Consider the following 25,188-nt stretch of genomic DNA (forward strand, 5'->3'; position numbering starts at 1 on the left):
AGGCTTATTTATATGTAGGGTACTATTGTAATTTTCTAAACTGCTGTGGTGAGTAGCCATAATGTTTTTTAAAGGTTCTAGAAAAATGTTCAACAGAATTATAACCTACAGCTTCTGAAATCTTTTCTATAGATAAATCAGTATTTAAGAGGTATTCCTTAGCATCTTCCATTTTTAAATTAGTTAATAGAGTTGTGAATTTTAAGCCAATATTCTTTTTTATTAGTATGCTTAAATGGGCTTCGCTATAGTGAAAATATTCAGCAAGAGAACTTAGAGTAAGAGTTTTATAATTATTTTGTATATACTGAATGATTAAGGAAAACTCACTTCCTATAGCATAATTATTAAATTGAATTGTTTTGCTATAATTTCTTAAAATAGTTGAGAAAAGAATATTTGCCCAACTTATACTGCAATTATTATAATACAAATCGTCTTTATTATTTTCTATGATTAGATTTTTAATTATAATTCTTATATCTGTTGAATTTTGAGTGTGAAATAAAAGATAATTTGGTGAGGTTTTATCATAAAGTATTGTCTTGAAAAAGTAAGAAAGTAAATCCTTTTGTGAGAGTAGTGGAAAAAAGGTGTTATCGAAAGTACTTTTTCTAATAGCAATAGATATTATGATAGAATCACTATTATCTGCAATTATATTATGTAATGATGTAGGAGCAATGATGCATAGCTCACCTTCCTCAAGAGTACGGTGTTCTTTTTCAAATTGAAATTCACAGTTACCTTTGAACACATAATAAATTTCAAAATAGTCATGTGAATGTGTGTGGTCATTTATATAATTAAAGTGTTTATTTACAAAAATATCATTTCGTTCTCTAAGTATAATTGCTTCTTTTAACTCTGAAAATTTTGTTATATCTCTATTTTCGAGAACAGTATTCATAGAAATTGGTATGTTGTTCAGCAAATCTAAAAATTCATCATCTGATAAACAATTCCAGAAAGATTCTTCAGGTAAACTAGGCTTAATGGTTACATAACTATTTTTTTTATACAATTCAATAATTGCGTCCCCAAAACTTTTCTTTTTTCCAGTATTTAAATAAGATTTTGTTAAAATAGATTGAATTATTCCAGAAGAAGTATACATTTCAATCATCTTGCATTACCGTCCTTTCATTTGTATATAAAGTATAACAAAATAGAAATTATGATACAATTCTATGAATTTACTAATCTAAAAAAAAATCAAATTTAGGTGATTATATATCATGGATTGATATTATCTTATAAGTTAAAATGTTTACATAAGAAGAATAGAGAGGGATGATTAGGACAGATATTTTAGATATGAACGTTTTTAGTAGTATGAGAAAAATTATTATAAATATAAGTTTATTTTTGTGTTTTATGAAAACGGTTTAAAGAGCATCTTAGTAAATGAATATTATAAAGAATAAATTGGAGGGCGTATATATGGAGCAAGCGATAAAGAACAATAAGCATAATGCAGATGTGAAACTAAGTTATAAAGAGAAGATATCTTACAGTTCAGGAGAAGTTGGTATAAATTTATTATTTACAGCAATGGGAGCATTTTTACTCTTTTATTATACTGATGTAGCAGGAGTTAGTGCAGCAGCTGTTGGGTCAATAATGCTTATATCAAAGATATTTGATGGTGTTGTAGACATTATGATGGGATTTATTACTGATAGAACTAATTCTAAATATGGTAAGGCTAGACCATGGCTTTTAAGGATGGCAATTCCTTATGGTATAGCCGGAATCCTATTGTTTACAGTGCCTGAATTAGGTGAAGTAGGAAAGCTAATATATATTTTTATAACATATAATACATTTTGTATTATATATACAGCAGCAGTAATACCATACTATTCATTAAGTTCCTTGGTTACTCAAAATCAGAAAGAAAGAGAAAATATTGGTTTTATAAGATCAATAATGACTACAGTGGGCAGTTTAGCTATCAATATGGGAACATTACCTTTGGTAAATGCATTTGGAGGAGGAAAGACAGCTTGGACAATCACATTTGTGGTTTTTGGAGCAATTTCTGCAGCGTTATTCTTATTAGCATTTGCCAATACAAAAGAAAGAGTTGGTAGTGAACAGGAAAATGTTAATTCTAAAAAGGAAAAACGACATTTAAAGGATGAAGTTAAGTATTTATTTAAAAATAAGTATTGGCTTATTCTAACTGGAAATGGTTTTTGTTCAAATATAGTAATGGCACTTAGCATGGGAGCCACAGTGTATTTTGCACAATACATATTAAAGAATCCAGCAGCAGTTGGGATTTTATCATTATGTAGCATGATTCCTATGTTTGTATGTATACCTTTGGGATATCCATTGGTTAGAAAGTTCGGCAAGAGAAATATGTTGATTGCAGGATTAATATTAATGGCTGTAGGCTATTCAATTATGTTTTTGGGTGGAGCCAATCTTATGATTGTTGCAGCAGGAGTAATCGTAAAAGGAATTGGTACAGCTACACAATGGACTCAAGGACCGATGCTTGCAGATACTGTTGAATATGGTGAGTGGAAAAATGGAATAAGACAGGAAGGCCTAATATTTAGTGCGCAAAGTTTTGGAACTAAGATAGGTAGTGGACTTGGATCAGGTCTTATAGGATGGGTCTTAGGAATGACAGGCTACATTGGTGGTGTGCAAGTACAATCATCATCAGCTTTGATTGGAATAAACGCATTATTCATAATAATACCAGTATTTATTACAGTAGTTGAAATAGTAATAATGTCTATATATAAATTAGATGGTGAGTATTCAGACATTTTAGAGCAACTTAATTCAAGAAAGATATTAAAACATTAAAATAGTAGGAGTATATTTTTATATTATAAAATGAAGTTAATGAGGTGTTTAAATTGATGGGAAAATGTGTAAACAACCAATTGTGTTCAAGCCTTACAGTGGGAAAGCAGTATTTGATAATAGAAGAAAGGCCAGAATATTATGTAGTTATTGATGATGCAAATGATGAATTAACTTGCAAGAAAGATAGATTCATTGTGGTTGAGGATGGTGGAATGACCAAGAAGGCTAAAGCAACTATAACAGAATTAAATTATCAATTACAAAATGGTTGTAATGATATTAAGAAATTTGCAATTAGAAAAAATTCTAGAGGAGAAATCAAGGAGATATCTGTGATTTTCAATTATAATTAGCAGAAGAGGAGAATTAAGTATGAGAGTAATTAAGTTAAAGACAAATCACATTACAAATCCATTAGGATTTGATTTAGGACAACCATCTATTTCATTTGTAACTATTGAAACAGATGCAAAGAAACAAGAAGCAGCACAAGTTATAGTGGCTTTGGATAAAGAATTCAATGAAGTTGTTTTTGATAGCGGGAAAAGTGAAGACATAGATAGTTTAGGTTTTCAATTACCAATACAGTTAAAGCAAAGAACTTGTTACTATTGGAAGGTAACAGTTTGGACAGATAATGGAGAGGTTGCAACCAGTGATGTAAATTGGTTTGAAACAGCTAAAATGAGTGAACCTTGGACTTCAAAATGGATTACGCCTAAATTAGACTCTTCCGTTCACCCTGTTTTAACTAAAGAATTTAATGTGGACAAGAAAATAAAATCAGCTCGCGCTTATGTATGTGGTTTAGGTTTATATGAAATTAATATAAATAAGGCAAAAGCAGGAGATGAATATCTTGCACCAAACTTTAACGCTTACAATAAGTGGTTACAATATCAAACTTATGATATTACAGATAGTTTAAAACAAGGAGAAAATATAATTGATGTTTCTCTTGCAAATGGAATGTACAAAGGACGTTTTGGACTTTCTAGAACAGAGAATTTATATGGTGATAAGTTTGCTTTATTATGTGAAGTTGTCATAGATTTTGAAGATGGAACTAGTACTATAGTAAGTTCTGATGAAACTTGGAAAGCAAGAAAAAGTCAAGTTTTAGCTAGTGGAATTTATGATGGAGAGATTCTTGATTCAACTTTAGCTGAACAAGCTATCTATGAAGTTGAAGAAATTGAAATAGGTTATGAAAAATTAAAAGCAAGGCTAAGTTTGCCTGTAAAAATAAAAGAACGATTAAATGTAGTAGAAGTAATTACAACTCCTGCAGGAGAAACAGTTCTTGATTTAGGTCAAAACATGGTAGGTTGGATTGAGTTTAAGACTAAAGCACCTAAGGGAACTGAAATAACACTACAATATGGTGAAATTCTTCAAGACGGCAACTTCTATAGAGATAATTTACAAAGTGCAAAATGTGAATTTAAATATATAGCAAATGGAGAAGAATCTGTAGTCAGACCACATTTCACATACTATGGTTTCAGGTATGTAAAAGTAAGTGGTTGGCATGGAGAAGTAAAACAAGAAGATTTTACAGGCTGTGTGTTATATTCTGATATGGAACTAACAGGTCATATAGAAACTAGCAATCCTTTAGTAAATAGATTATTCTTAAATGCATTATGGGGTCAAAAAGGCAACTTTTTAGATGTTCCAACAGATTGCCCACAACGTGATGAACGTTTAGGTTGGACTGGGGATGCTCAAGTATTCTCAGGAACTGCAAGCTTTAACATGGATACCTTTGCTTTTTTCAATAAGTATGTTTATGATATAGCTTGTGAACAAGAAGTATTAGGTGGAAAAGTACCTAATATTGTACCAGTAGCAGGCACAGGGGATGGTTGCTCCAGTGGTTGGTCAGATGTAGCTACAATAATACCATGGACTGTTTATGTTCAATATGGAGATAAGAGAATATTAGAACAGCAATTTGACAGTATGAAGTCATGGGTGGATTTCATCAGAAAACAAGATGAAAATTCAGGTTCAAGAAGACTTTGGGTAACAGGTTTCCAATTAGGAGATTGGCTTGCGTTAGATGGAGAAAATCCTAATAGTTTTGCAGGCGGAACTGAAACAGCATTTATTGCATCAGCTTACTATTACTATTCTTCAATGATTGTTTCAAAGTCTGCAAAAGTATTAAATAGAGAAGAATTATTTAAGGAATATGAAACTTTAGCTAATGAAATTAGAGAGGCAATAAGAGCTGAATATTTTACAAGCACTGGACGTTTAGCACTAAAAAATCAAACAGCATATATTCTTGCACTTTATATGGATTTAGTACCAGAGGGTAAAAAAGCTAGAGTAGTAGCAGATATGCAGGAAAGATTTAAGGCAGATAAAAATCATTTAAAAACAGGTTTTATTGGAACGCCATATTTATGTAAGTCTTTATCAGAAAGTGGTTGTAATGATTTAGCTTATACATTACTTCTAAATAAGGATTATCCAAGTTGGTTATATGCAGTAACTATGGGAGCAACAACAATTTGGGAACGTTGGAACTCTGTACTTCCAGATGGAAAAATAAGTGGCACAGATATGAATTCATTAAATCATTATTCCTATGGATCTATTGTAGAATGGATGTACAGATACATGGCAGGAATAAATCCTGTGGAAGATAAACCTGGTTTTAGACATATTAGATTAACTCCTATGCCTGATTATCGTTTAAAATATGCAAAGGCAACTTATAATTCAGCGGTAGGACTATATGAAAGTGGATGGAGAATAAGCGAAGAAGGAAATTTAAGCTTTAAATTTGTAATTCCATTCAATGCATCAGCATCACTAATTTTACCTAATGCAAAATTAGAAAATGTAAAAGTAAATGGCAAGTCTTTAAAAGAAACTGAGCTTAATGCCAGCCAAAGTGGTGATAATGTTACTGTTGAGTTAGTTAGCGGTGTATATGATTTTTACTATGTGCCACAGGTAGCTTATGTTAAATATTACAGTACTCAATGGAGTTATGAGGAATTGGTAAAGAATGAAGAAACTAAAAAGGCATTAGTTGAAACATTGCCTATATTGTTAGAAGAGCATATGATTGGAAAGGTAGGAGATAAATCTCCAAGAGAATTATCATATATGCCATTCTTCCCAGTATCAAGTGTAGTATTAGATGAGCTTGATAAGAAATTAGGTACAATTAAAGTTAGTGTAGATTAGTATAAAATACTATAATTTTTAAAACAAGGTTATCTTGAAAATGTGAATTTTCTGAGATAACCTTGTTTGTTATATGTCAATGGAACTGAAGTCTATTTCAATTACTAAGGCAATTCCTCCTTTTAATATTATATGTTTTGATTTGTAATAGCACTAATTAATAATATTTTAGCAGAAAGTTATAATTTCAAATAATAATTGTTCAAAATATTTATCAAGGATATAATGAAAGGAAAAAGATAATGACATATATTTTAGCAGGAGAAGCAATATGGATTTTAAACATGAAATGATACAATTTAACGATGATATTCCAATTAAATTATATAACGGGAAAGTTCTTTCAAAAGAAGATCCTAATCATATAAATACAATAACTAAACATTGGCACAGTAATATAGAGATATTTTATATTATTACAGGGAGCATTGATTTATGGGTTAATTCAGAAAAATATGAATTAGGTCATGATAATTTAATGGCTATTAACATAAATGAAATTCATTCATCACAATATAAACAGAATGGTGAAGGAGTTTTGTTGCAAATTCCTTATGAGTTTGTAAAAATATATTATCCTAATATAGACGGCATTTCATTTGTATGTAATTCAACTTTGAAATCAGAGGATGGTAACAAATATTCTAAGTTAAAAGGTATGCTAAAAGATTTGGAGTGTATATATAACGAAAGAAAAGATGGATACATATTGAAATCATATAGTTTAATCTTTGACATATTGTTTGAGTTAGTAACAAACTTTAGTATAAGTAAGCCTGATAAAGAAAGTATAAGTAGTAGAAAGAATTTAGATAGATTAACTGAAATAGTAGATTATATAAAAGATAACAAAAAATTAGATTTGTCTTTAGAGATGGTAGCAGAAAAGGTGAATTTGACTCCACAATATTTTTCTAAGTTTTTTAAGAAGTATATGGGAATATCCTATATCAAATATTTAAACAGTTTAAGACTTGAAAGTGCATACAGAGAACTTATAAATACAGATTTATCAATAATCAATATTGCTATAGAAAATGGATTTTCAGATGTTAAAGCGTTTAATAAACTATTTAAAAATGTTTATGGTTCTAATCCAGGTGAATATAGAAAAAATAAAAAAGGTTAAAAAATACCCCTTTTTAGATTAAAAAAGACAAGGATTTTGTATATCTCAAAATTTATAATTATATTATAAAACATTGAGTTTATACGAAAATTTATTAAGGGGATGGAAAGACAAATGATAACAGAAAAGCAACATGAACAAATTATATCTCTATTAAATCAAATGACCTTAGAAGAAAAGATTGGACAATTGCAGCAACTAGGACCTTCCCTTGTAGGAGCCTTTGAGGTGTCCTTTGAGGAATTATTAGATATGATGTTTGATGGCAGAATAAGCGAAGAAGAATTCCATAAGCTTATTAGTACAGCTAAAGAAGACTTGAGGGAAGATGATGTTCGAGCTGGGAAAATAGGTTCTTTCAATGGTTTATATGGTGCTGAAAAGATAAATTATCTTCAAAAAATTGCAGTTGAAGAATCACGTCTTGGTATTCCACTATTATTTGGGGCAGATATTATCCATGGAATGCGTACTGTATACCCAATTCCACTTGCAGAAAGTTGTGCTTTTGATCCAAAACTGTGGGAGGAAACTGCTGAAATGGCTGCAAAGGAAGCTACTTCTTCAGGAATACACTGGACTTTTGGACCGATGATAGATGTAGCAAGAGATGCTAGATGGGGAAGAATAAGTGAGGGAGCAGGTGAAGATACTTATTTAAACAGTGTTTTTGCTAGAGCAAAAGTTAAAGGTTTTCAAGGAGGTAATCCGGCACAAGAAGATAGATTACTTGCTTGTGCTAAGCATTTTATAGCTTATGGTGCAGCAGAAAGTGGAAGAGATTATAATACTACCGATATATCCATGCAAAAACTACACGAAGTTTATTTACCACCATTTAAGGCAGCAATTGATGTAGGCGTTGCCAGTATAATGCCTTCTTTTAATGATGTAAATGGAGTTCCGGTAACAGCAAATAATTATTTATTGAATAATATATTAAAAGAAGAATGTGGATTTGGTGGCCTCTTGGTTAGCGATGCTAATGCGATTGCAGAGCTTGTTAATCATGGATTTGCAGAAGATCAAAAGGAAGCTTCAAAATTAGCAATAGAAGCTGGAATGAATATGGACATGTCATCAAAAAGTTATAGTACTTATTTAAAGGAATTGGTGGAAGAAGAAAAGATTAAAGAATCCTTAGTTGATAATACAGCATATAAAGTTTTAAAACTAAAAATGGAGAAAGGATTGTTCGAAAATCCATATCAGACAAATAAGGTAAAAGAAGAAAATACAATATTAAAACCTGAATTTAGAGAAAAGGCTAAGGAAGCAGCCTTGAAATCAATGGTACTTTTAAAAAATGAAGATATTCTTCCTTTAAGTTCAGATAAGAAAATTGGCTTAGTGGGAAATTTGGCAGAAAGCAAGGGACAAATGCTGGGTGCTTGGGCAATTAATGGGCATGATGAAGATTGCATCAGTATTTTGGAAGGATTAAAAGCAAAATTTCATAAGCTAAAATACGAAGCATGTATTAAAGATAGTAAGGTAGATGTTAGTGCGGTAAATCATATTGCTGAAGAGTGTGATGTGATTGTAGCTGTGGTTGGAGAAATAAAAGAAATGTCAGGAGAAGCTGCAAGCCGCTCAGATATTTCACTTCCACAAGAACAAGAGGAGCTATTAAAAGCTCTATACGAAACAGGAAAACCAGTTGTGGCAGTATTGGTTAATGGAAGACCACTAGCTATTTCTTGGGTTTCTGAACATGTACAAGCAATTTTAGAAGCATGGCATGGAGGAATAGAAGCAGGAAATGCAGTGGCAGAAATTTTACTAGGCTTGTATAATCCAAGTGGTAAGCTATCAGTATCCTTCCCTCAGAGTACGGGAGCATGTCCGTGTTACTATAATCATCCATCTACAGGACGCCCAGCTGGAAAATCTAAGTTTACATCAAAATATTTAGACATTCCATCAGAGCCAGTGTATTCATTTGGGTATGGTTTAAGCTATACAACCTATGAATATTCAGATTTACAAGCTGTCATAGAAGACAACCAACTAAGAGCATCTATTACAGTTACAAATGCAGGAGAAATGGATGGAGAGGAAACTGTTCAATTGTATATTCAAGATGTTGCAGCTAAAAGAGTTAGGCCAGTAAGAGAACTAAAATCTTTTAGAAAAGTAACCTTAGAAAAAGGTGAAAGCAAAAAAGTTGACTTTATAATTCCAGTAAGTGAGTTAGGTTACTATGATAACAGCATGAATTATATTGTGGAAGTAGGTATGTTTAAAATTTATGCTGGTGGAAGTTTAAATAAGTGTTTAGAAATAGAAGTTGAATTAAAGTAGAAATTTATTAAGATAATGAAAAGCAAAGTAGCGATAAAAATAAAATTAATAAGTATTATTAAATATCTAATTAACAATCAAAGGAAGTGGCTTAGATGAATACACAAGATATAAGTAAAGAAAATTTTTGTAATCCTATTTTACCAGGATTCTATCCAGATCCATCAATATGTCGTGTTGGAGAAGAATATTATATGATTAATTCAAGTTTTGCATTTTTCCCTGGCATACCAATATTTAAAAGTACAGATCTTGTAAATTGGAAACAGATAGGTCACGTTTTAGATAGGAAGGGTCAGTTGAATTTAGACGGAGCAGGCTATTCAGGAGGAATATTTGCACCAACTATAAGATATCATAAAGGAGTATTTTATGTTATAACTACAAATATGAATGATGGAGGGAATTTTATTGTAATGTCTGAAAATGCCAATGGACCTTGGTCAGATCCATATTGGATTGAAGGTGCAGAGGGAATAGATCCTTCATTGTTCTTTGATGAAGATGGTAAAGCGTATTATACAGGAACTAGAACTTCGCAGAATCCTCAGTATATGGGGGATCATGAAATTTGGATTCAAGAAATTGATTTAAATACTATGAAATTAAAAGGTGACAGTCATACCCTTTGGAAAGGTGCTATGAAAAATGCAAGTTTTGTTGAGGGACCTCACTTATATAAGGTTAATAACTTCTACTATTTGCTTATTTCAGAAGGTGGTACTGAGCATTATCATTCAGTTACAATTGCAAGAAGCAAAAATATTCTGGGTCATTATGAAGGGAATCCAGGAAATCCAATATTAACGCATAGACATCTTGGTAAAGGATATCCTATTTCAAATGCAGGACATGGAGATTTGATAGAAACTCAAAACGGTGAATGGTATATGGTTGCGTTAGCTTCTCGCCCTTATGGAGGATTTTATAAAAATCTTGGAAGAGAAACGTTCCTAATTCCAGTAACCTGGGAAGATGAATGGCCTATAGTAAGTCCTGGCACTGGAAAAATAGAGTTTACATATCCAATGCCTAGCTTACCAGCCTCTGTTAAAAATCAACCTGAGATTCGTGATGATTTTGAAAATGGAATATTAAACTTTAACTGGAACACTATTCGTACACCTAAACAACAATTTTGGAGCTTAACAGAAAGGCCGGGATTTCTTAGATTAAAGGTTAGAGAGGCATCAATGCTGGATACTCTTAGTCCACCTCCATTTGGACCTTTTACGAATTTCAAGAAAGAAGGAAACAATAAAAGTCCTAGTTTTATTGGACGACGTCAGCAGCATATGAATTTTGAAGTAGTTACAAAAATGGAGTTTAATCCACAAAATGAGTGTGAAACAGCTGGAATTGCATTAGTTCAAAATGATAATCACCAATTTAGATTAGAATATGCAATTGAAAATGACCAAAAGATTATTAGGTTAATGAAATGTGTATCAAAAAGTAATGTTGACTTTATAAACGGAACTTTTAATTATGAGAATATAGAAAGTGAACTTATAAAGAAAGTCTTTTCATCACAAGTAATTTATTTAAAGGTGATTGCTAGAGGACAAGAGTATAGCTTTTATTATGGAGAATCTTTAGACAAAATGGAATTGTTAGCAGGAGATATAGATGGAAGAATATTAAGTTCTGATGTTGCAGGTGGATTTGTAGGAACATATATAGGTTTATTTGCAAGCAGTAATGGTAAAGAAAGTGATAATGTTGCTGATTTTGATTGGTTTGATTATAAAGGAAAACTATAATTATGGTAATGAAAAGGTCCATCTTGGGAGATGGGCCTTTTGAATTAGAAAGTTATTTCCTATATTTATGGGGGGTTACGCCAAAGTGTTCTTTGAATTTTTTATAGAAAAACTGAATATTTGAGATTCCAACTTTCTCTATAACTTCTTCAATAGTTAAGTTTGTATTTCTTAAGAGATAAGAGCTTTTTTTCAGTCTTTCATCCAAAATCAGATCTTTAAAATTTTGGCCCGTGTACTTTTTAACAATATTACTAAAGTAGTTAGGTGTAAAATGAAAATGCTTAGCAGCTGAAGCAAGACTAATTGTTTCATAATTAGAAGAAATATAATTGGAAATTTCAATGGCCAATTTAGTTTGCTTAGATAAATTAGCATTGTCTTTATTTTTTTCTTGTGAGTTATATATTCTTAGTAATTCAGAAAATAATATTATGACACAACTATCTGTTATGGCAGTGGAATTTAAGTTTGGAGCAATTAGTTCCTCAGTAAGTTTACATATTATATTATGAATGAACTCATTTTTTTCAGTATCAAAAATTAAATATGTATTATATTTATGACTTTCATAAAGTGCATGAAGTAAAAAGCTTGTCACTACATTTTCTGAATCCAAATAATTAAAAAAAGAATTATTAAAGTATTCTCTATTAATAAGAAAGTTAAGCATAATATCATTAGTACCAGTAACATCTACTGAATGAATTACATTTGTATCTAAAATTATTAAATCACCTTTCTTTAAAGTAATAGGGGTACCATTTATTACTTCATTAATTTGACCTGAATATATATAAGACATTTCAATAAACTTATGCTTATGATTATTAACTGGAGCGAAACGGTTGTGCTTAATGAAAGATAGTTTTTCTAAATTTAAATTAGGAATTTCAATAATCTTCTCAATGTCAAGGGAAGAAATTTTTATATCCTTAAAGTTTTCAAGTGTCTCGTTTATGCTATTAAAATTATAGTTTTTTGTAAGAGTTTCAAGGTTATTATATTCCATATCATTAAACTTTCTTAAATAAATATCCAAATCTTTTGAATCCATAATGCTTATTCCTTACTCCTTAGTTTTTCGTGGTTTCATTATAACACAAATCGTAATAAATGATAATATTTCAGCATAATACTGCTATTAATTATAATGTAAACGTATTATAAAATTATAATATAAACAATTGATTGAAATTTAATACAGAGAGAATGGAAAGTTTAATTTAAAGGAGATTTCAAATTATGAAAATAGTTAATCTAAAGACAAATCATATTACAAATCCATTAGGGTTTGACTTAGGAAAACCTAGTTTATCGTTTATAACATGTGAAACAACAGCAAGTAAGCAGGTGGCTGCACAGATTGAGGTGGCTCTTGATAAAAATTTTTCAGAAGTAGTTTTTAATAGTGGAAGAAGTGAGGAAATAGATAGTTTAGCTTTTGAATTGCCTATAAAGTTAGAAACAAGAACTCGTTATTACTGGAGAGTAACTGTGTGGGGGGATAATGGAGATACTGCAACAAGTGAAGTTGCTTGGTTTGAAACAGCTAAAATTGATGAAGCTTGGGATGGAAAGTGGATAACACCAGATTGGGATAATAAAATACATCCTATAATAAGTAAAGAATTTAACATAGAAAAAGTTATTAAATCAGCTCGTGTATACACAAGTGGGTTAGGTCTTTATGAAATGAATATTAACAATAAAAAGGTTGGGGATGAATATCTTTCTCCAAACTTTAATGCGTATGATAAGTGGATTCAATATCAAACTTATGATATTACGGATGTACTGGTTCAAGGTGAAAACAAAGTTGATGTTGCATTAGGAAATGGATTATATAAAGGACGTTTTGGATTTAATAGTGTAGAGAACATATATGGAGAGAAGTTCGCTTTAATATGTGAAATAATTGTAGATTTTGAGGATGGGAGTAATCTTATAATAAATTCAGATGAGACTTGGAAGGCCAGAAAGAGTAAGGTTTTAGAGGGCAACATTTATGATGGTGAAATTTATGATTCTACTTTTGAGGATACAAGTATTTATAATGTAAAAGAGATAGGATTAGGAGTAGATAAGTTAAAAGCAAGATTAAGTTTACCAGTAAAAATAAAAGAGAAGTTAAAGCCTGTACAAATACTTAAAGCACCAGAGGGAGAAATAGTCCTTGATTTCGGTCAAAATATGGTTGGATGGGTTGAATTTAAAACAAAGGCTCCAAAAGGATCTGAAATAACTCTTCAATATGGTGAGATACTTCAAGAGGGGAATTTCTATAGAGATAATTTAAGAACAGCTAAAGCTGAATACAAATATATAGCTAATGGCGAAGAAGTCACTGTTAGGCCATATTTTACTTTCTATGGATTTAGATATGTTAAGGTAGATGGATGGTATGGAGAAATAAATGTAGATGATTTTACTGGCTGCGTACTATACTCTGACATGGAAGTAACAGGACATATAGAAACAAGTAATCCTTTGGTTAATAGACTGTTTTTAAATGCATTATGGGGGCAAAAAGGAAATTTTTTAGATATCCCTACAGATTGTCCTCAACGTGATGAGCGTATGGGATGGACTGGTGATGCACAAGTTTTCTCTGGAACAGCATGTTTCAATATGGATACCTTTGCTTTCTTTAGTAAGTATGGATATGATCTTGGACGTGAGCAAGAGAAGACCAATGGAATGGTGCCTATGGTTGTACCAGCAGCAGGTCTTCCAGGTGGTGGTTCTAGTGCATGGGCAGATGCAGCAACAATAATACCTTGGAATGTATATGTTCAATATGGAGATAAGAAAATTTTAGAGCAGCAGTTTGAAAGCATGAAAGCTTGGGTCGATTTTGTCAAAAAAGCTGATGATGATTCTGGAAGCAAAAGACTATGGACAACAGGTTTCCATTTTGGAGATTGGTTAGCTTTAGATGGGACAGATCCTGCTTTTCCAACAGGGGGGACAGATATACCTTTTATATCTTCAGCATATTATTGTTATTCCTCAATGCTTGTTGCAAAGGCTGCAAAAGTATTAGGAAAAGAAGAAATAGCAAAAGAATATGAAAAATTATCGAATGAAGTTAGAGAAGCAATTAGAGATGAGTATTTTAGTAAAAATGGACGTATGACAATCAATACTCAAACTGCCTTGATAATAGCATTATTTATGGATATAGCACCAGAAGAGAAGAGGGAAAGGGTTGCAAATGATTTAAGAGAAAAGCTTAAAAAAGATAAAAATCATTTAAAAACAGGTTTTGTTGGAACTCCATATTTTTGCAAGGTGTTATCAGAAAATGGATCTAATGATTTAGCTTATACCTTATTATTGAATAAGGACTATCCAAGCTGGTTATATGCAGTTACAATGGGAGCAACAACAATCTGGGAACGTTGGCATTCTGTGCTTTCAGATGGAAAAATAAGTGGCACAGATATGAATTCATTAAATCATTATGCATATGGTTCTATTGTAGAATGGATGTATAGATATATGGTAGGGATAAATCCAGTAGAGGATACACCAGGCTTTAGACATATTAAGTTAACTCCTATGCCTGACTATCGTTTAAAATGTGCAAAAGCAATCTATAAGTCAGCTGTAGGAACATATGAAAGTGAATGGAAGATTACTGATGAAGGAAATTTAGAATTTAAATTTGTAATTCCATTTAATGCATCAGCGTCATTAATTTTACCTAATGCAAAATTAGAAAATGTAAAAGTAAATAGCAAATCTTTAAAAGAAACTAAACTTAATGCAAGCCAAAGCAGCGAAAATGTAATTGTAGAATTAATCAGTGGATCATATGAATTTGCTTATTTTCCAGAGGTGCCTTATATTAAATATTATGGTGTTGATGTTAGTTTGGGAGAATTAGTTTCAAATCAAGCAGTTAAAAATATAATAGAAGAAAAGTTACCGATGATAGTAACAGAAGATATGCTTGAAAGAAGCGGTCATCAAACTTTAAGAGAATTATCTTTTGCACCATTTTCACCTGTAACAAATGAAATATTAGAAGAATTAGATAATGTGCTAAATAAGATTAAAATTGATGTAATGATATAAATATTTAAGAGGGAGTATTTGAAGTAGTATATAGCTTTGGATACTTCTTTTTGTAGCATGTTGTATTAAATTATCAAAAATAATTTCTAAGTCTGCTACATAGCTACTTTCTTCTTGTATTATGTTACATTAAATGGTGTTAGATTTTATCATCTAAGATGATTATTTGCATTCAATATTGACTTTTTAGTAAAGAAAAATTAAAATTTTACTTAGGTATTGAAAGATAAATTTTAGATTATAGATGTTAAATAAATATATGAGGCATTTTTGAAGATGCCTTAAGCAGATAGTCGGAGGTTAAAATGGCTACAATAAAAGATATTGCTGAAAAGGCTGGTGTTTCAATTTCAACTGTTTCAAGGGTGCTAAATTATGATCCTACTTTGTCTACTAGCAATGAAACTAAAAAAAAGATTTTTGAAATTGCAGCAGAGCTTTCTTATGATAAGCACATAAATAAAAAGAAAAATAATAACAAGATAGCAGTGATTAAGTGGTATACAGAAGAAGAGGAATTAAATGATTTGTACTACCTATCTATAAGATTAGGAATAGAGAAAAAGTGTAAAGAGTTAAATTATAGTGTTGCAGCTTACACTCAAGATAATGTAGAAGAGATAAAAACTGAAAATGTACAGAATATAATTGCAGTAGGCAAGTTTAGTAAAAGTGAAATTGAGAAATTTACTAGTGAAGAATGTAATGTTATTTTTGTAGATTATTCACCAAATGAGAATATTTATGATTCTGTAGTGACCAATTTTGAATTAGCAACAAAGAATGTAATAGATTACTATATTAAAAAGGGACACACAAACATTGGATATATTGGTGGTACAGAATCCTTTAAGGATAAAAGTAATTATGTTGAGGACGTTAGAGACCTAACCTTCAAAAGTTATTTGAAAAAACTGAAGTTATATAATGAAAAGAATATTTTTGAAGGAAAATTTTCTGTAGATGATGGATATAGTTTAATGAAAAAAGCTATAGTTGATTTAAAGGAAGAGTTACCAACAGCGTTTTTTGTAGCAAATGACACTATGGCAATTGGGGCGTTAAGAGCTCTTATAGAACAGGGAATTAAGGTTCCAGATAGAGTTAATATCATAGGAGTAAATGATGTTAGTGTGGCTCAATATTTAAATCCACCTCTAAGTTCTGTTAAAGTTTTTACTGAAAATATGGGAGAAACTGCAGTAGAATTATTAGTAGAAAGAATTAATGGAAGAACAATTGCTAAAAAGGTTAGTTTATCAACCGAGCTGATTGTAAGGAATAGCTCATTTTAAAAATATATTATTTTATTTAAGAAGGACTCTAATTTAGAGTTCTTTTATTTTAGTAAAAAATAAAAATAATTTTACTAAAAAGTATTGATATTTTACTAAGTCGGATGTATTATAATGTTATAGAATATTTAGGCGTCTGAAAATGAATAACAAGTCCAAATACACTAGTAGATGAAGTTGTTTATTTTTTGAACAAGCCTTATTGGAGGTTAAGTGTATGAGTACTATAGCAATGTTAAAAGATCAATTTAAGAATATTTTTAATAAAGAAGCAGAGAGAGTTTTCTTTGCACCAGGTAGAATTAATTTAATTGGTGAACACACAGATTATAATGGAGGACATGTTTTTCCTTGTTCAATCACTTTAGGAACTTATGCAGTAGTAAGTTTTAATAATAGTAACAAATGTTCATTATACTCAATGAATTTCGAAAATTTAGGCAAAATTGAAATCGATTTAAACAATCTTGATTATAAGAAAGAAGACAATTGGACAAACTATGTTAAAGGTATGATCCAAACTTTAAAAAATCAAGGACATACAATAGATAAAGGAATGGATATTTTATTCTTTGGTGAAATTCCAAACGGAGCTGGTCTTTCTTCATCTGCTTCAATTGAACTTGTAAGTGGAGTTTTACTAAGAGGAATGTTCAATTTAGATGTAGAAATGCTTGACTTAATAAAAGCAGGTAAGGCTGTAGAAAATAATTATATAGGTGTAAACAGTGGAATTATGGATCAGTTTGCAATTGGTATGGGTAAAAAAGATTGTGCAATTTTACTTGATTGCAATACTTTAGAATTCTCTTATGCACCTGTAAAGCTTGATGCTTACGATATAATAATCATGAATACTAATAAGAGACGTGAACTTGCTGATTCAAAATATAATGAAAGAAGAGCAGAATGCGAAGAAGCTCTTAGAATATTCAAAACAAAGCTTGATATCAATTCTCTAGGAGAGTTAGATGCTGAAACTTTTGAAGCAAATAAATCTCTTATAGCAGATGAAGTTATTCTAAAAAGAGCTAAGCATGCAGTTTATGAAAATATAAGAACAGTTAATGCATTAGAAGAATTGAATAAAGGTAACTTAGAAGTATTCGGAAAACTAATAAATGAATCTCATATATCTTTAAAGAATGATTATGAAGTAACAGGAAAAGAATTAGATACTTTAGCTGAAACAGCATGGAAACAAGAAGGAATTCTTGGAGCGAGAATGACTGGAGCAGGTTTTGGTGGATGTGCTATTGCAATAGTAAAGAAAACTTCTACAGAGGAATTTATTAAGAATGTAGGAGAAGTTTACTTAAAGGAAATAGGATATAAGGCTGATTTCTACATCGCTAACATTGGTGACGGTGCCAAGGAGGTAAAATAATGAGCGTTTTAGTATTAGGTGGAGCAGGATATATAGGTTCTCATGCTACAAGCAAACTTATTCAAAATGGATATGATGTTATAGTTATAGACAATCTTCAAACAGGGCACAAAGATGCAATCTGTGAAGGTGCTAAATTCTATGAAGGAGATATAAGAGATATTGATTTCTTAAGAGAAGTATTTTCAAAGGAAAAGATTGATGGAGTAATGCACTTTGCTGCAAATTCTCTTGTTGGAGAGTCAATGACTAACCCAATTAAGTATTTCAACAACAATGTTCATGGAGCAGAAGTGCTATTATCAGCTATGAATGAATTTGATATTAAATATATAGTGTTCTCTTCTACAGCAGCAACTTATGGTGAACCAAAACAAATTCCTATTACTGAGGAAACAGAAACATGTCCAACTAACCCATATGGTGAATCTAAGTTAATGATGGAAAAAATGATGAAATGGTCTGACAAGGCTTACGGAATAAAATATGTAGCATTAAGATATTTTAACGTCGCTGGAGCTAAGGAGACTGGAGAAATTGGAGAAGATCATAATCCAGAAACTCATTTAATTCCTTTAGTTTTACAAGTACCTCTAGGAAAGAGAGAAGCTATAACTATTTACGGAGATGACTATGATACTGAAGATGGTACTTGTGTAAGAGATTATATTCATATTGAGGATCTTGTAGATGCACACATTTTAGCTCTTGAGTATTTATTTAATAAAAATACAAGTAATGTATTTAACCTAGGAAGTAACAATGGTTTCTCAGTAAAGGAAATCATAGAAGTTGCAAGAAAAGTAACAGGACATCCAATACCAGCAGTATTAGGAGAAAGAAGAGCAGGGGACCCTAGTAAGCTAGTTGCTTCTTCAGCAAAAGCTAAAGAAATTTTAGGCTGGGTTCCAAAGAAGACTTCTGTTGAAAAGATTATTCAAGATGCTTGGAATTGGCATAAGAATAACCCAAATGGTTTTGATAAATAAGGGGGAATAATCATGGAACTTCAAGAAAAAATTCAATTATTAGTTGCTAAAGCTATAGAAAGTGAACTAATTGAAAAAGAAGATGAAATATATTGTATAAATCAAGTTATGGATTTATTTCATTTGAAAGATATAGAAAAAAGAAACGTTGAATTAGGTGAAGAAACTATCCCTGATATATTAGATGAGTTAGTTGATTTTGCAGCAGCAAATAACATAATTGAAGATTTGTCAGATGAAAAAGATATATTATCAGCAAAAGTTATGAATTGCTTTATGAGCAAACCATCTGAAGTTATAAGAAAATTCTATACAAAGTATGATGAAAGCCCTGCAAGAGCAACAGAGTATTTCTATGGATTAAGTAAAAATAATAACTATATTCAAACCAAGAGAATAGCTAAAAACATTAGCTATAAAGTAGGAACAGAGTATGGGGATTTAGATATAACTATTAATTTATCTAAGCCAGAAAAGAATCCTAAGGATATAGCTAAAGCTAAGGAAGCTAAAAGCACAAACTATCCAAAATGTTTACTATGCGTTGAAAATGAAGGTTATGTAGGAAGAATAAATCACCCAGCACGTTCAAATCACAGAATAATACCAATGGATTTATTAAATGAAAGCTGGTACTTACAATATTCTCCTTACTCATATTACAATGAACATTGCATTGTTTTATGTGGTGAACATAGAGATATGAAGATTGATAAAAACGTATTTGCAAGATTGCTAGGATTTATAGAAAAATTCCCACACTATTTTATTGGATCAAATGCAGACCTTCCAATAGTAGGAGGCTCCATATTAACTCATGATCATTACCAAGGTGGAGCTTATGAGTTCCCAATGGCACAGGCAGAAGATGATTATAATTTTAACGTAGCAGGTTTTGAAGATATTAAATTTGCCACTGTTAAATGGCCAATGTCAGTAATAAGATTAAGAGGAGAAAATATAAATTCATTAGTTGAAGCAGCTGATTATATATTAAATAAGTGGAGAGGATATTCTGATGAAGCTAGTGAAGTATTAGCTTTCACTAATGAAACTCCACATAATACAATAACTCCTATTGCTAGAAAAAGAGGCAATCTTTATGAGGTTGATTTGGTATTACGTAATAATAGAACAAGTGGAGAACATCAATTAGGAATTTTCCATCCTCATGCAGATGTACAACATATAAAGAAAGAAAATATCGGATTAATTGAAGTTATGGGGCTTGCTGTTTTACCAGCTAGACTTGAAACTGAATTAAAAGAAGTAACAAAATATCTTCTAGATGCAGAAAATTCAATAGCAGAATACCATATTCCATGGGCAAAAGAGTTAAAAGTTAAGTATGCTAATGAAATCACAAAAGAAACTGCTGAAGATATTGTTAAGAAAGAAACAGGATATAAGTTCTTAAGAGTGCTTCAAGATGCAGGAGTTTATAAGAGAAATGAAGCTGGAGATGCAGGTTTTAAGAGATTTATTGATTACTTAAATTAAAACAAATTTTAACCACACATTAATTTCTCTTTGTATATAAAAATGATTGATAGAAGTAAGTTATAAATTATAGCTTACTTCTAATTTTTTTAGGTAATATATATGTGTTACTAATGTATTTTGCATTTATGTAAAGTTGTATATTTAGAGTTTATATTGTATACTGTTTATTTTTATGTTGTAAAATTATATAATTATATAAAAACTATTTGGAAAACTTAAAGTGTTTTGCAGATTGGAGCAAACTATGAAAGAAGAGATTCATGAAAAGCTAATAGCTTTAACAGAAGAAGAACTAAAAATTATAAATGGTGACACAACCGTAAATATGAGTATATATAGTGATGATGAAAAATTCATTATAGATAGCAATAAACTACTACCCAAGGGAGAGTTAATAGATATCAGAAAACATACCAGATTTATTGATTTTCCAAAGCATAAACATAATTATATTGAGTTTAATTATGTTTATCAAGGCAACTTTACTCAAATAATTGATGGCAAAAAAATCACTTTAGAAAAAGGTGAATTGATATTTTTAAATCAATACATAACCCATGAGATAGTGAAGTCCGGGGAAGAGGATATAATTATAAATTTTATAGTAAGACCAGAATTTTTTGATTATATAATATCTTTATTAGATAAAGAAAATATAATCAGTAAATTTCTTTTGACTACACTATATACAGATTATAATGAGGGTGAATATTTATATTTTAAGGTATCTCAAAGAAAGGATATTCAAATTTTACTTGAAAAAATAATCATGGAAATATACGAACCATCAATAATGAGTAAGGCTACTATAAAATTATTAGTTGGACTTTTGCTTGTGGAACTTATAAAGAATTCCCAGGATATAGAGATATATTCGGTAGATAATTATGAAAAGATGATGATAATTCAAACTCTTAAATATATTGATGAATTTTATAACAAAGCAACTCTTGTTGAATTGTCTGAGAAGCTTAAACAGCCAGACTATAAACTTAGTAAGCTTATAAAAAAACATACAGGGATGACTTTCAAAGAACTGTTGCAGGAAAGAAAGTTGAGTAGAGCAGTGGAACTTATAAAATCAACTAATTATTCAGTAATAGAAATAATAGAACTTGTAGGATATGAGAATCCCACATATTTTTATAAGATATTTAAAAATAAATTTGGGATAACACCAAGAGAATACAAACTGGATTTACAGTAATATGTGATATTGCTGCAAATCCAGTTTTTGCTTTCATGCATATTTTAAATAAGCCATTCCTTTGCTTCTTCAAAATCATCAAAATAATTTATGGCAAAATTTAATTGTACATTTGATGTTTTTATATAAGATTTTATATTTCTTAAGCCTTCTTTTGTGAGACCGGAAAATGCAACTTTTCGTATAAGTTTTTCATTGCGGTTCAATGTATTGATAAAAATTTCAGCTAATTCACATGTAATAACAGTTCCATAAACATTCATAGCTATAAGAGCAGGTGATGATGGGAGTTTAATTTCTTTATATTCTTCTAAAAATTTTATTTTCACAATTTTAGATTTATCTCCTAAACCATCAAAACAACCAACCCAAATTTCTCTGTTTTCAAAACTGATAGGAAAAGATTCTCTAATTATCATAATAGGAAGCTCCTTTTATATATGTGTAAAATATTTGTTTAGGTTACAATTTATTATACACTTGATTGTATACAATTTCAATAATTTACAAGTTTAATTTTGAATCAATTAAGTATGGAGAAATGTGAATAACTAAATATGATTTGTAAGAGGATTTTATATGCGAAATTGCAAATAAGGATAATAAATTAGACAAACCTAGATATTAAAAACGATTACTTAATATCATATAATTTGATTATAAAGTAATACAAAAGAACAGGAGGATAGCTATGGAGTACTATTTAGCCATAGATATAGGGGCTTCCAGTGGAAGGCATATATTAGGTTCAGTTGAAGATGGAAAGATAAATTTAGAAGAAATCTATAGATTTGAAAATGGAATCAGTAAAATAGGAAATGAATATTGTTGGAACATTCAACAATTGTTTAAGGATATAAAAACAGGCATTAAGAAGTGCAAGGAAATAGGTAAAATACCCAAGAGCATAGGAATTGATACTTGGGCAGTTGATTTTGTACTGTTGGATGAAAGTGATAACATGCTTGGAAATGCTGTTGCTTATAGAGATGACAGAACAGAAGGAATGATGGAAGAAGCTTTTAAGACTATTCCACAAGATATGTTGTATTTATATACTGGAATTCAGTTTCAAAGATTTAATACAATTTATCAACTAATGGCCATAAAAAAGGATAATCCTGAAATTTTAGAAAAAGCTAAGACTTTTCTAATGGTCCCAGATTATTTGAATTTCTTGCTTACAGGAAAAAAAGTCAATGAATATACAAATGCAACATCAACACAACTTGTAAATTCTTTTGATAGAACTTGGGATCATAAAATACTAGAGGATTTAGGAATCAATAAAGATATTTTCCAGGAAATACAACTACCTAAAACAAAGCTCGGAAGTTTAAGAAAAGAATTAGTAGAAGAGTTTGGTTTTGATATGGAGGTAATTCTTCCTGCAACTCATGACACAGGTTCAGCCTTTATTTCATCTGTATGTAATGACAGTGACAGTATCTATTTAAGTTCAGGAACTTGGTCATTAATTGGAGTTGAAAACAGATTTCCAATTTGTGTGCCTCAAGCGATGGAGTATAACTTCACCAATGAAGGCGGAATAGATTACAGATATAGATTCTTAAAAAATATAATGGGACTTTGGGTTATTCAAGAAGTTAGAAGAAACTTGGATAATAAGTATTCCTTTGTTGAATTAGTAGACTTAGCAAGGAATTATATGGACTTCCCTTCAATAGTAAATGTGGATCATGATAGATTCTTAAAACCTGAAAACATGATTGAGGAAATAAAATTATTCTGTATAGAAACAAATCAAAGAGTTCCTCAAGAAGTTGGAGAGATAGCTCAATGTGTGTTCAATAGTTTGGCTCATTGCTATAAGAAGGCCGTTTCAAATTTAGAAGATATATTTGAAAAAGAATTTAAGAGAATTAATATCTTTGGAGGCGGTTGTCAAAACAATTTATTAAATGAATTAGTGGCAAAGGTTACTGGAAAAGAAGTATTTGCAGGCCCTGTAGAAGCTACTGCTATAGGAAATATTGTTGCTCAATTAATAAGCAATGATGTTTTTAAAGATTTGGGAGAAGCAAGACAAGCCATAAAAGAATCCTTTGATATTAAAGTATTTAAAGCAAACCAATAAGAGTGATGTTAAAAAAATTATTCTAATTCAATAAATTAACTTATTAATAGACAAAAACAAAGGATAAGAAATTTAAATTATAATAGGAGGCATTAAAATGAACGTTAAGGAAAAGTATGAATTAGCAAAGAAAGAATATGAAAAATGGGGAATAGATGTAGATAAAGTTTTAGAAGAATTAAATAAGGTGAAAATATCAATTCATTGCTGGCAAGGTGATGATGTAAAAGGTTTTGAAGTAGCACAAAATGCATTATCTGGAGGAATCCAATGTAATGGTAACTATCCAGGTGCAGCAAGAAATGCTGAGGAACTAAGAAAGGATTTAGATAAAGCCTTAAGCTTAATCCCAGGAAAACATAAGGTTAACCTTCATGCAATCTACTTAGAAACTAACGGTGAATTTGTAGATAGAGATGAAATAAAACCAGAACATTTTGCGAACTGGGTTAACTGGGCAAAGGAAAGAGGTTTAGGATTAGATTTCAATCCAACAATATTCTCACATCCAAAGGCTGCTGATGGATTGACACTTTCTCATCCAGATAAAGCAATAAGAGATTTCTGGATAAAGCATGCAATTGCTTCAAGAAAAATTGCAGAATACTTTGGTAAAGAGCTTGGTCAAACTTGTTTAACAAATCTTTGGATTCCAGATGGTTATAAGGATATCCCAAGTGACAGATTAGGACCAAGAAGAAGACTTAAAGAATCTTTAGATGAGATATTTAGCGTAAAAATTGATAAGAAATACAACCTTGACTGTGTTGAATCAAAAGTATTTGGTATAGGTGCAGAAGCTTATACAGTAGGTTCAAACGAATTCTACTTAAACTATGCAGCTAAGAATGACATATTATCATTAATGGATACAGGACATTACCACCCAACAGAAGTTGTATCAGATAAGCTTTCAGCAATGTTATTATTTGATGAAAAAGTGGCACTTCATGTAAGTAGACCAGTAAGATGGGATTCAGACCACGTTGTAGTTTATGATGATGAACTTAAAGAAATTGCTAAGGAAATCGTAAGAAATGATGCTTTAGACAGAGTTATTATAGGTCTTGACTTCTTTGATGCAAGTATCAATAGAATAGCTGCATGGACAATTGGATCAAGAAACATGATAAAGGCATTATTAAATGCTATGTTAATACCAAATGAAAAACTAAGAGAGCTACAAGATCAAGGAAACTTTACAGAAAGATTAGCTCTAATGGAAGAATTCAAAACTTATCCAATGGGAGATATTTGGAATTACTATTGTGAAAAGAATAATGTGCCAGTTGGAGAAGCTTGGATTAATGATGTTAAGGAATATGAGAAAACAGAACTATCTAAGAGAAACTAGATTTAATAATATTTACTAAAAACAAGAATTAAAATAG

General features: G+C 30.6%; 17 protein-coding genes. 14 read left to right on the forward strand and 3 right to left on the reverse strand.

Going from position 1 to position 25,188, the window contains the following annotated elements; genetic code table 11:
* Window positions 1-22: 22 nt before the first annotated feature.
* The gene (locus OCU47_RS05265) at window positions 23-1,126 is read right to left on the reverse strand and encodes an AraC family transcriptional regulator (protein WP_261827545.1); all 1,104 of its coding nucleotides are present in this window, start codon (window positions 1,124-1,126) and stop codon (window positions 23-25) included.
* Between the two features lie 317 nt (window positions 1,127-1,443).
* Here OCU47_RS05265 and OCU47_RS05270 point away from each other — a divergent pair, with 317 nt between their 5' ends.
* The 6 genes from OCU47_RS05270 (at window position 1,444) to OCU47_RS05295 (ending at window position 11,235) form a co-directional block, all read left to right on the forward strand.
* Window positions 1,444-2,829 carry an MFS transporter gene (locus OCU47_RS05270; RefSeq protein ID WP_261827546.1) on the forward strand — a complete coding sequence of 462 codons (1,386 nt, stop codon included), beginning with the start codon at window positions 1,444-1,446 and terminating at the stop codon, window positions 2,827-2,829.
* A gap of 56 nt (window positions 2,830-2,885) precedes the next feature.
* Window positions 2,886-3,185 (forward strand): hypothetical protein, encoded by a 300-nt coding sequence (locus OCU47_RS05275; RefSeq protein ID WP_376778026.1) that lies wholly within the window; start codon window positions 2,886-2,888, stop codon window positions 3,183-3,185.
* Between the two features lie 19 nt (window positions 3,186-3,204).
* The gene (locus tag OCU47_RS05280; RefSeq protein WP_261827548.1) at window positions 3,205-6,039 is read left to right on the forward strand and encodes an alpha-L-rhamnosidase; all 2,835 of its coding nucleotides are present in this window, start codon (window positions 3,205-3,207) and stop codon (window positions 6,037-6,039) included.
* Window positions 6,040-6,310: 271 nt separating this feature from the next.
* Complete coding sequence (locus tag OCU47_RS05285; RefSeq protein WP_261827549.1) at window positions 6,311-7,168, forward strand: AraC family transcriptional regulator; 858 nt, start codon at window positions 6,311-6,313, stop codon at window positions 7,166-7,168.
* Between the two features lie 114 nt (window positions 7,169-7,282).
* Window positions 7,283-9,472 carry a glycoside hydrolase family 3 N-terminal domain-containing protein gene (locus OCU47_RS05290; RefSeq protein WP_261827550.1) on the forward strand — a complete coding sequence of 730 codons (2,190 nt, stop codon included), beginning with the start codon at window positions 7,283-7,285 and terminating at the stop codon, window positions 9,470-9,472.
* A gap of 95 nt (window positions 9,473-9,567) precedes the next feature.
* On the forward strand, window positions 9,568-11,235 hold the full coding sequence (locus OCU47_RS05295) for a glycoside hydrolase family 43 protein (protein ID WP_261827551.1): 1,668 nt from the start codon (window positions 9,568-9,570) through the stop codon (window positions 11,233-11,235).
* 52 nt (window positions 11,236-11,287) lie between these two features.
* Here the strand turns inward: OCU47_RS05295 and OCU47_RS05300 are convergent, their stop codons facing one another.
* Window positions 11,288-12,292: an AraC family transcriptional regulator gene (locus OCU47_RS05300; RefSeq protein ID WP_261827552.1), complete on the reverse strand. Its 1,005-nt coding sequence runs from the start codon at window positions 12,290-12,292 to the stop codon at window positions 11,288-11,290.
* A gap of 188 nt (window positions 12,293-12,480) precedes the next feature.
* On the opposite strand from OCU47_RS05300, the gene OCU47_RS05305 reads away from it, so the two are divergent.
* The 6 genes from OCU47_RS05305 to OCU47_RS05330 all read left to right on the forward strand — a co-directional run bounded on the left by OCU47_RS05305 (window position 12,481) and on the right by OCU47_RS05330 (window position 21,699).
* Window positions 12,481-15,318 (forward strand): alpha-L-rhamnosidase, encoded by a 2,838-nt coding sequence (locus tag OCU47_RS05305; RefSeq protein WP_261827553.1) that lies wholly within the window; start codon window positions 12,481-12,483, stop codon window positions 15,316-15,318.
* A gap of 305 nt (window positions 15,319-15,623) precedes the next feature.
* Complete coding sequence (locus tag OCU47_RS05310; RefSeq protein ID WP_261827554.1) at window positions 15,624-16,613, forward strand: LacI family DNA-binding transcriptional regulator; 990 nt, start codon at window positions 15,624-15,626, stop codon at window positions 16,611-16,613.
* 217 nt (window positions 16,614-16,830) lie between these two features.
* Window positions 16,831-18,000, forward strand: a complete 1,170-nt coding sequence (locus OCU47_RS05315) for a galactokinase (protein WP_261827555.1) — start codon at window positions 16,831-16,833, stop codon at window positions 17,998-18,000.
* The gene (galE, locus tag OCU47_RS05320; protein WP_261827556.1) at window positions 18,000-18,989 is read left to right on the forward strand and encodes a UDP-glucose 4-epimerase GalE; all 990 of its coding nucleotides are present in this window, start codon (window positions 18,000-18,002) and stop codon (window positions 18,987-18,989) included. Before OCU47_RS05315 ends, galE begins: the two co-directional genes overlap by 1 nt.
* A 12-nt stretch (window positions 18,990-19,001) precedes the next feature.
* Window positions 19,002-20,489, forward strand: a complete 1,488-nt coding sequence (gene galT / locus OCU47_RS05325; RefSeq protein WP_261827557.1) for a UDP-glucose--hexose-1-phosphate uridylyltransferase — start codon at window positions 19,002-19,004, stop codon at window positions 20,487-20,489.
* A gap of 247 nt (window positions 20,490-20,736) precedes the next feature.
* Window positions 20,737-21,699: an AraC family transcriptional regulator gene (locus OCU47_RS05330; RefSeq protein ID WP_261827558.1), complete on the forward strand. Its 963-nt coding sequence runs from the start codon at window positions 20,737-20,739 to the stop codon at window positions 21,697-21,699.
* Window positions 21,700-21,743: 44 nt separating this feature from the next.
* On the opposite strand, the gene OCU47_RS05335 is transcribed toward OCU47_RS05330, so the two are convergent.
* Window positions 21,744-22,118: a hypothetical protein gene (locus OCU47_RS05335; protein WP_261827559.1), complete on the reverse strand. Its 375-nt coding sequence runs from the start codon at window positions 22,116-22,118 to the stop codon at window positions 21,744-21,746.
* Between the two features lie 272 nt (window positions 22,119-22,390).
* Here OCU47_RS05335 and rhaB point away from each other — a divergent pair, with 272 nt between their 5' ends.
* Complete coding sequence (gene rhaB, locus OCU47_RS05340; protein ID WP_261827560.1) at window positions 22,391-23,797, forward strand: rhamnulokinase; 1,407 nt, start codon at window positions 22,391-22,393, stop codon at window positions 23,795-23,797.
* 97 nt (window positions 23,798-23,894) lie between these two features.
* Window positions 23,895-25,151 (forward strand): L-rhamnose isomerase, encoded by a 1,257-nt coding sequence (gene rhaA, locus OCU47_RS05345; RefSeq protein WP_261827561.1) that lies wholly within the window; start codon window positions 23,895-23,897, stop codon window positions 25,149-25,151.
* Window positions 25,152-25,188: the final 37 nt, after the last annotated feature.

This window comes from Clostridium sp. TW13, from assembly GCF_024345225.1.
In the GTDB taxonomy this organism is placed as follows: Bacteria; Bacillota; Clostridia; order Clostridiales; family Clostridiaceae; genus Inconstantimicrobium; species Inconstantimicrobium mannanitabidum.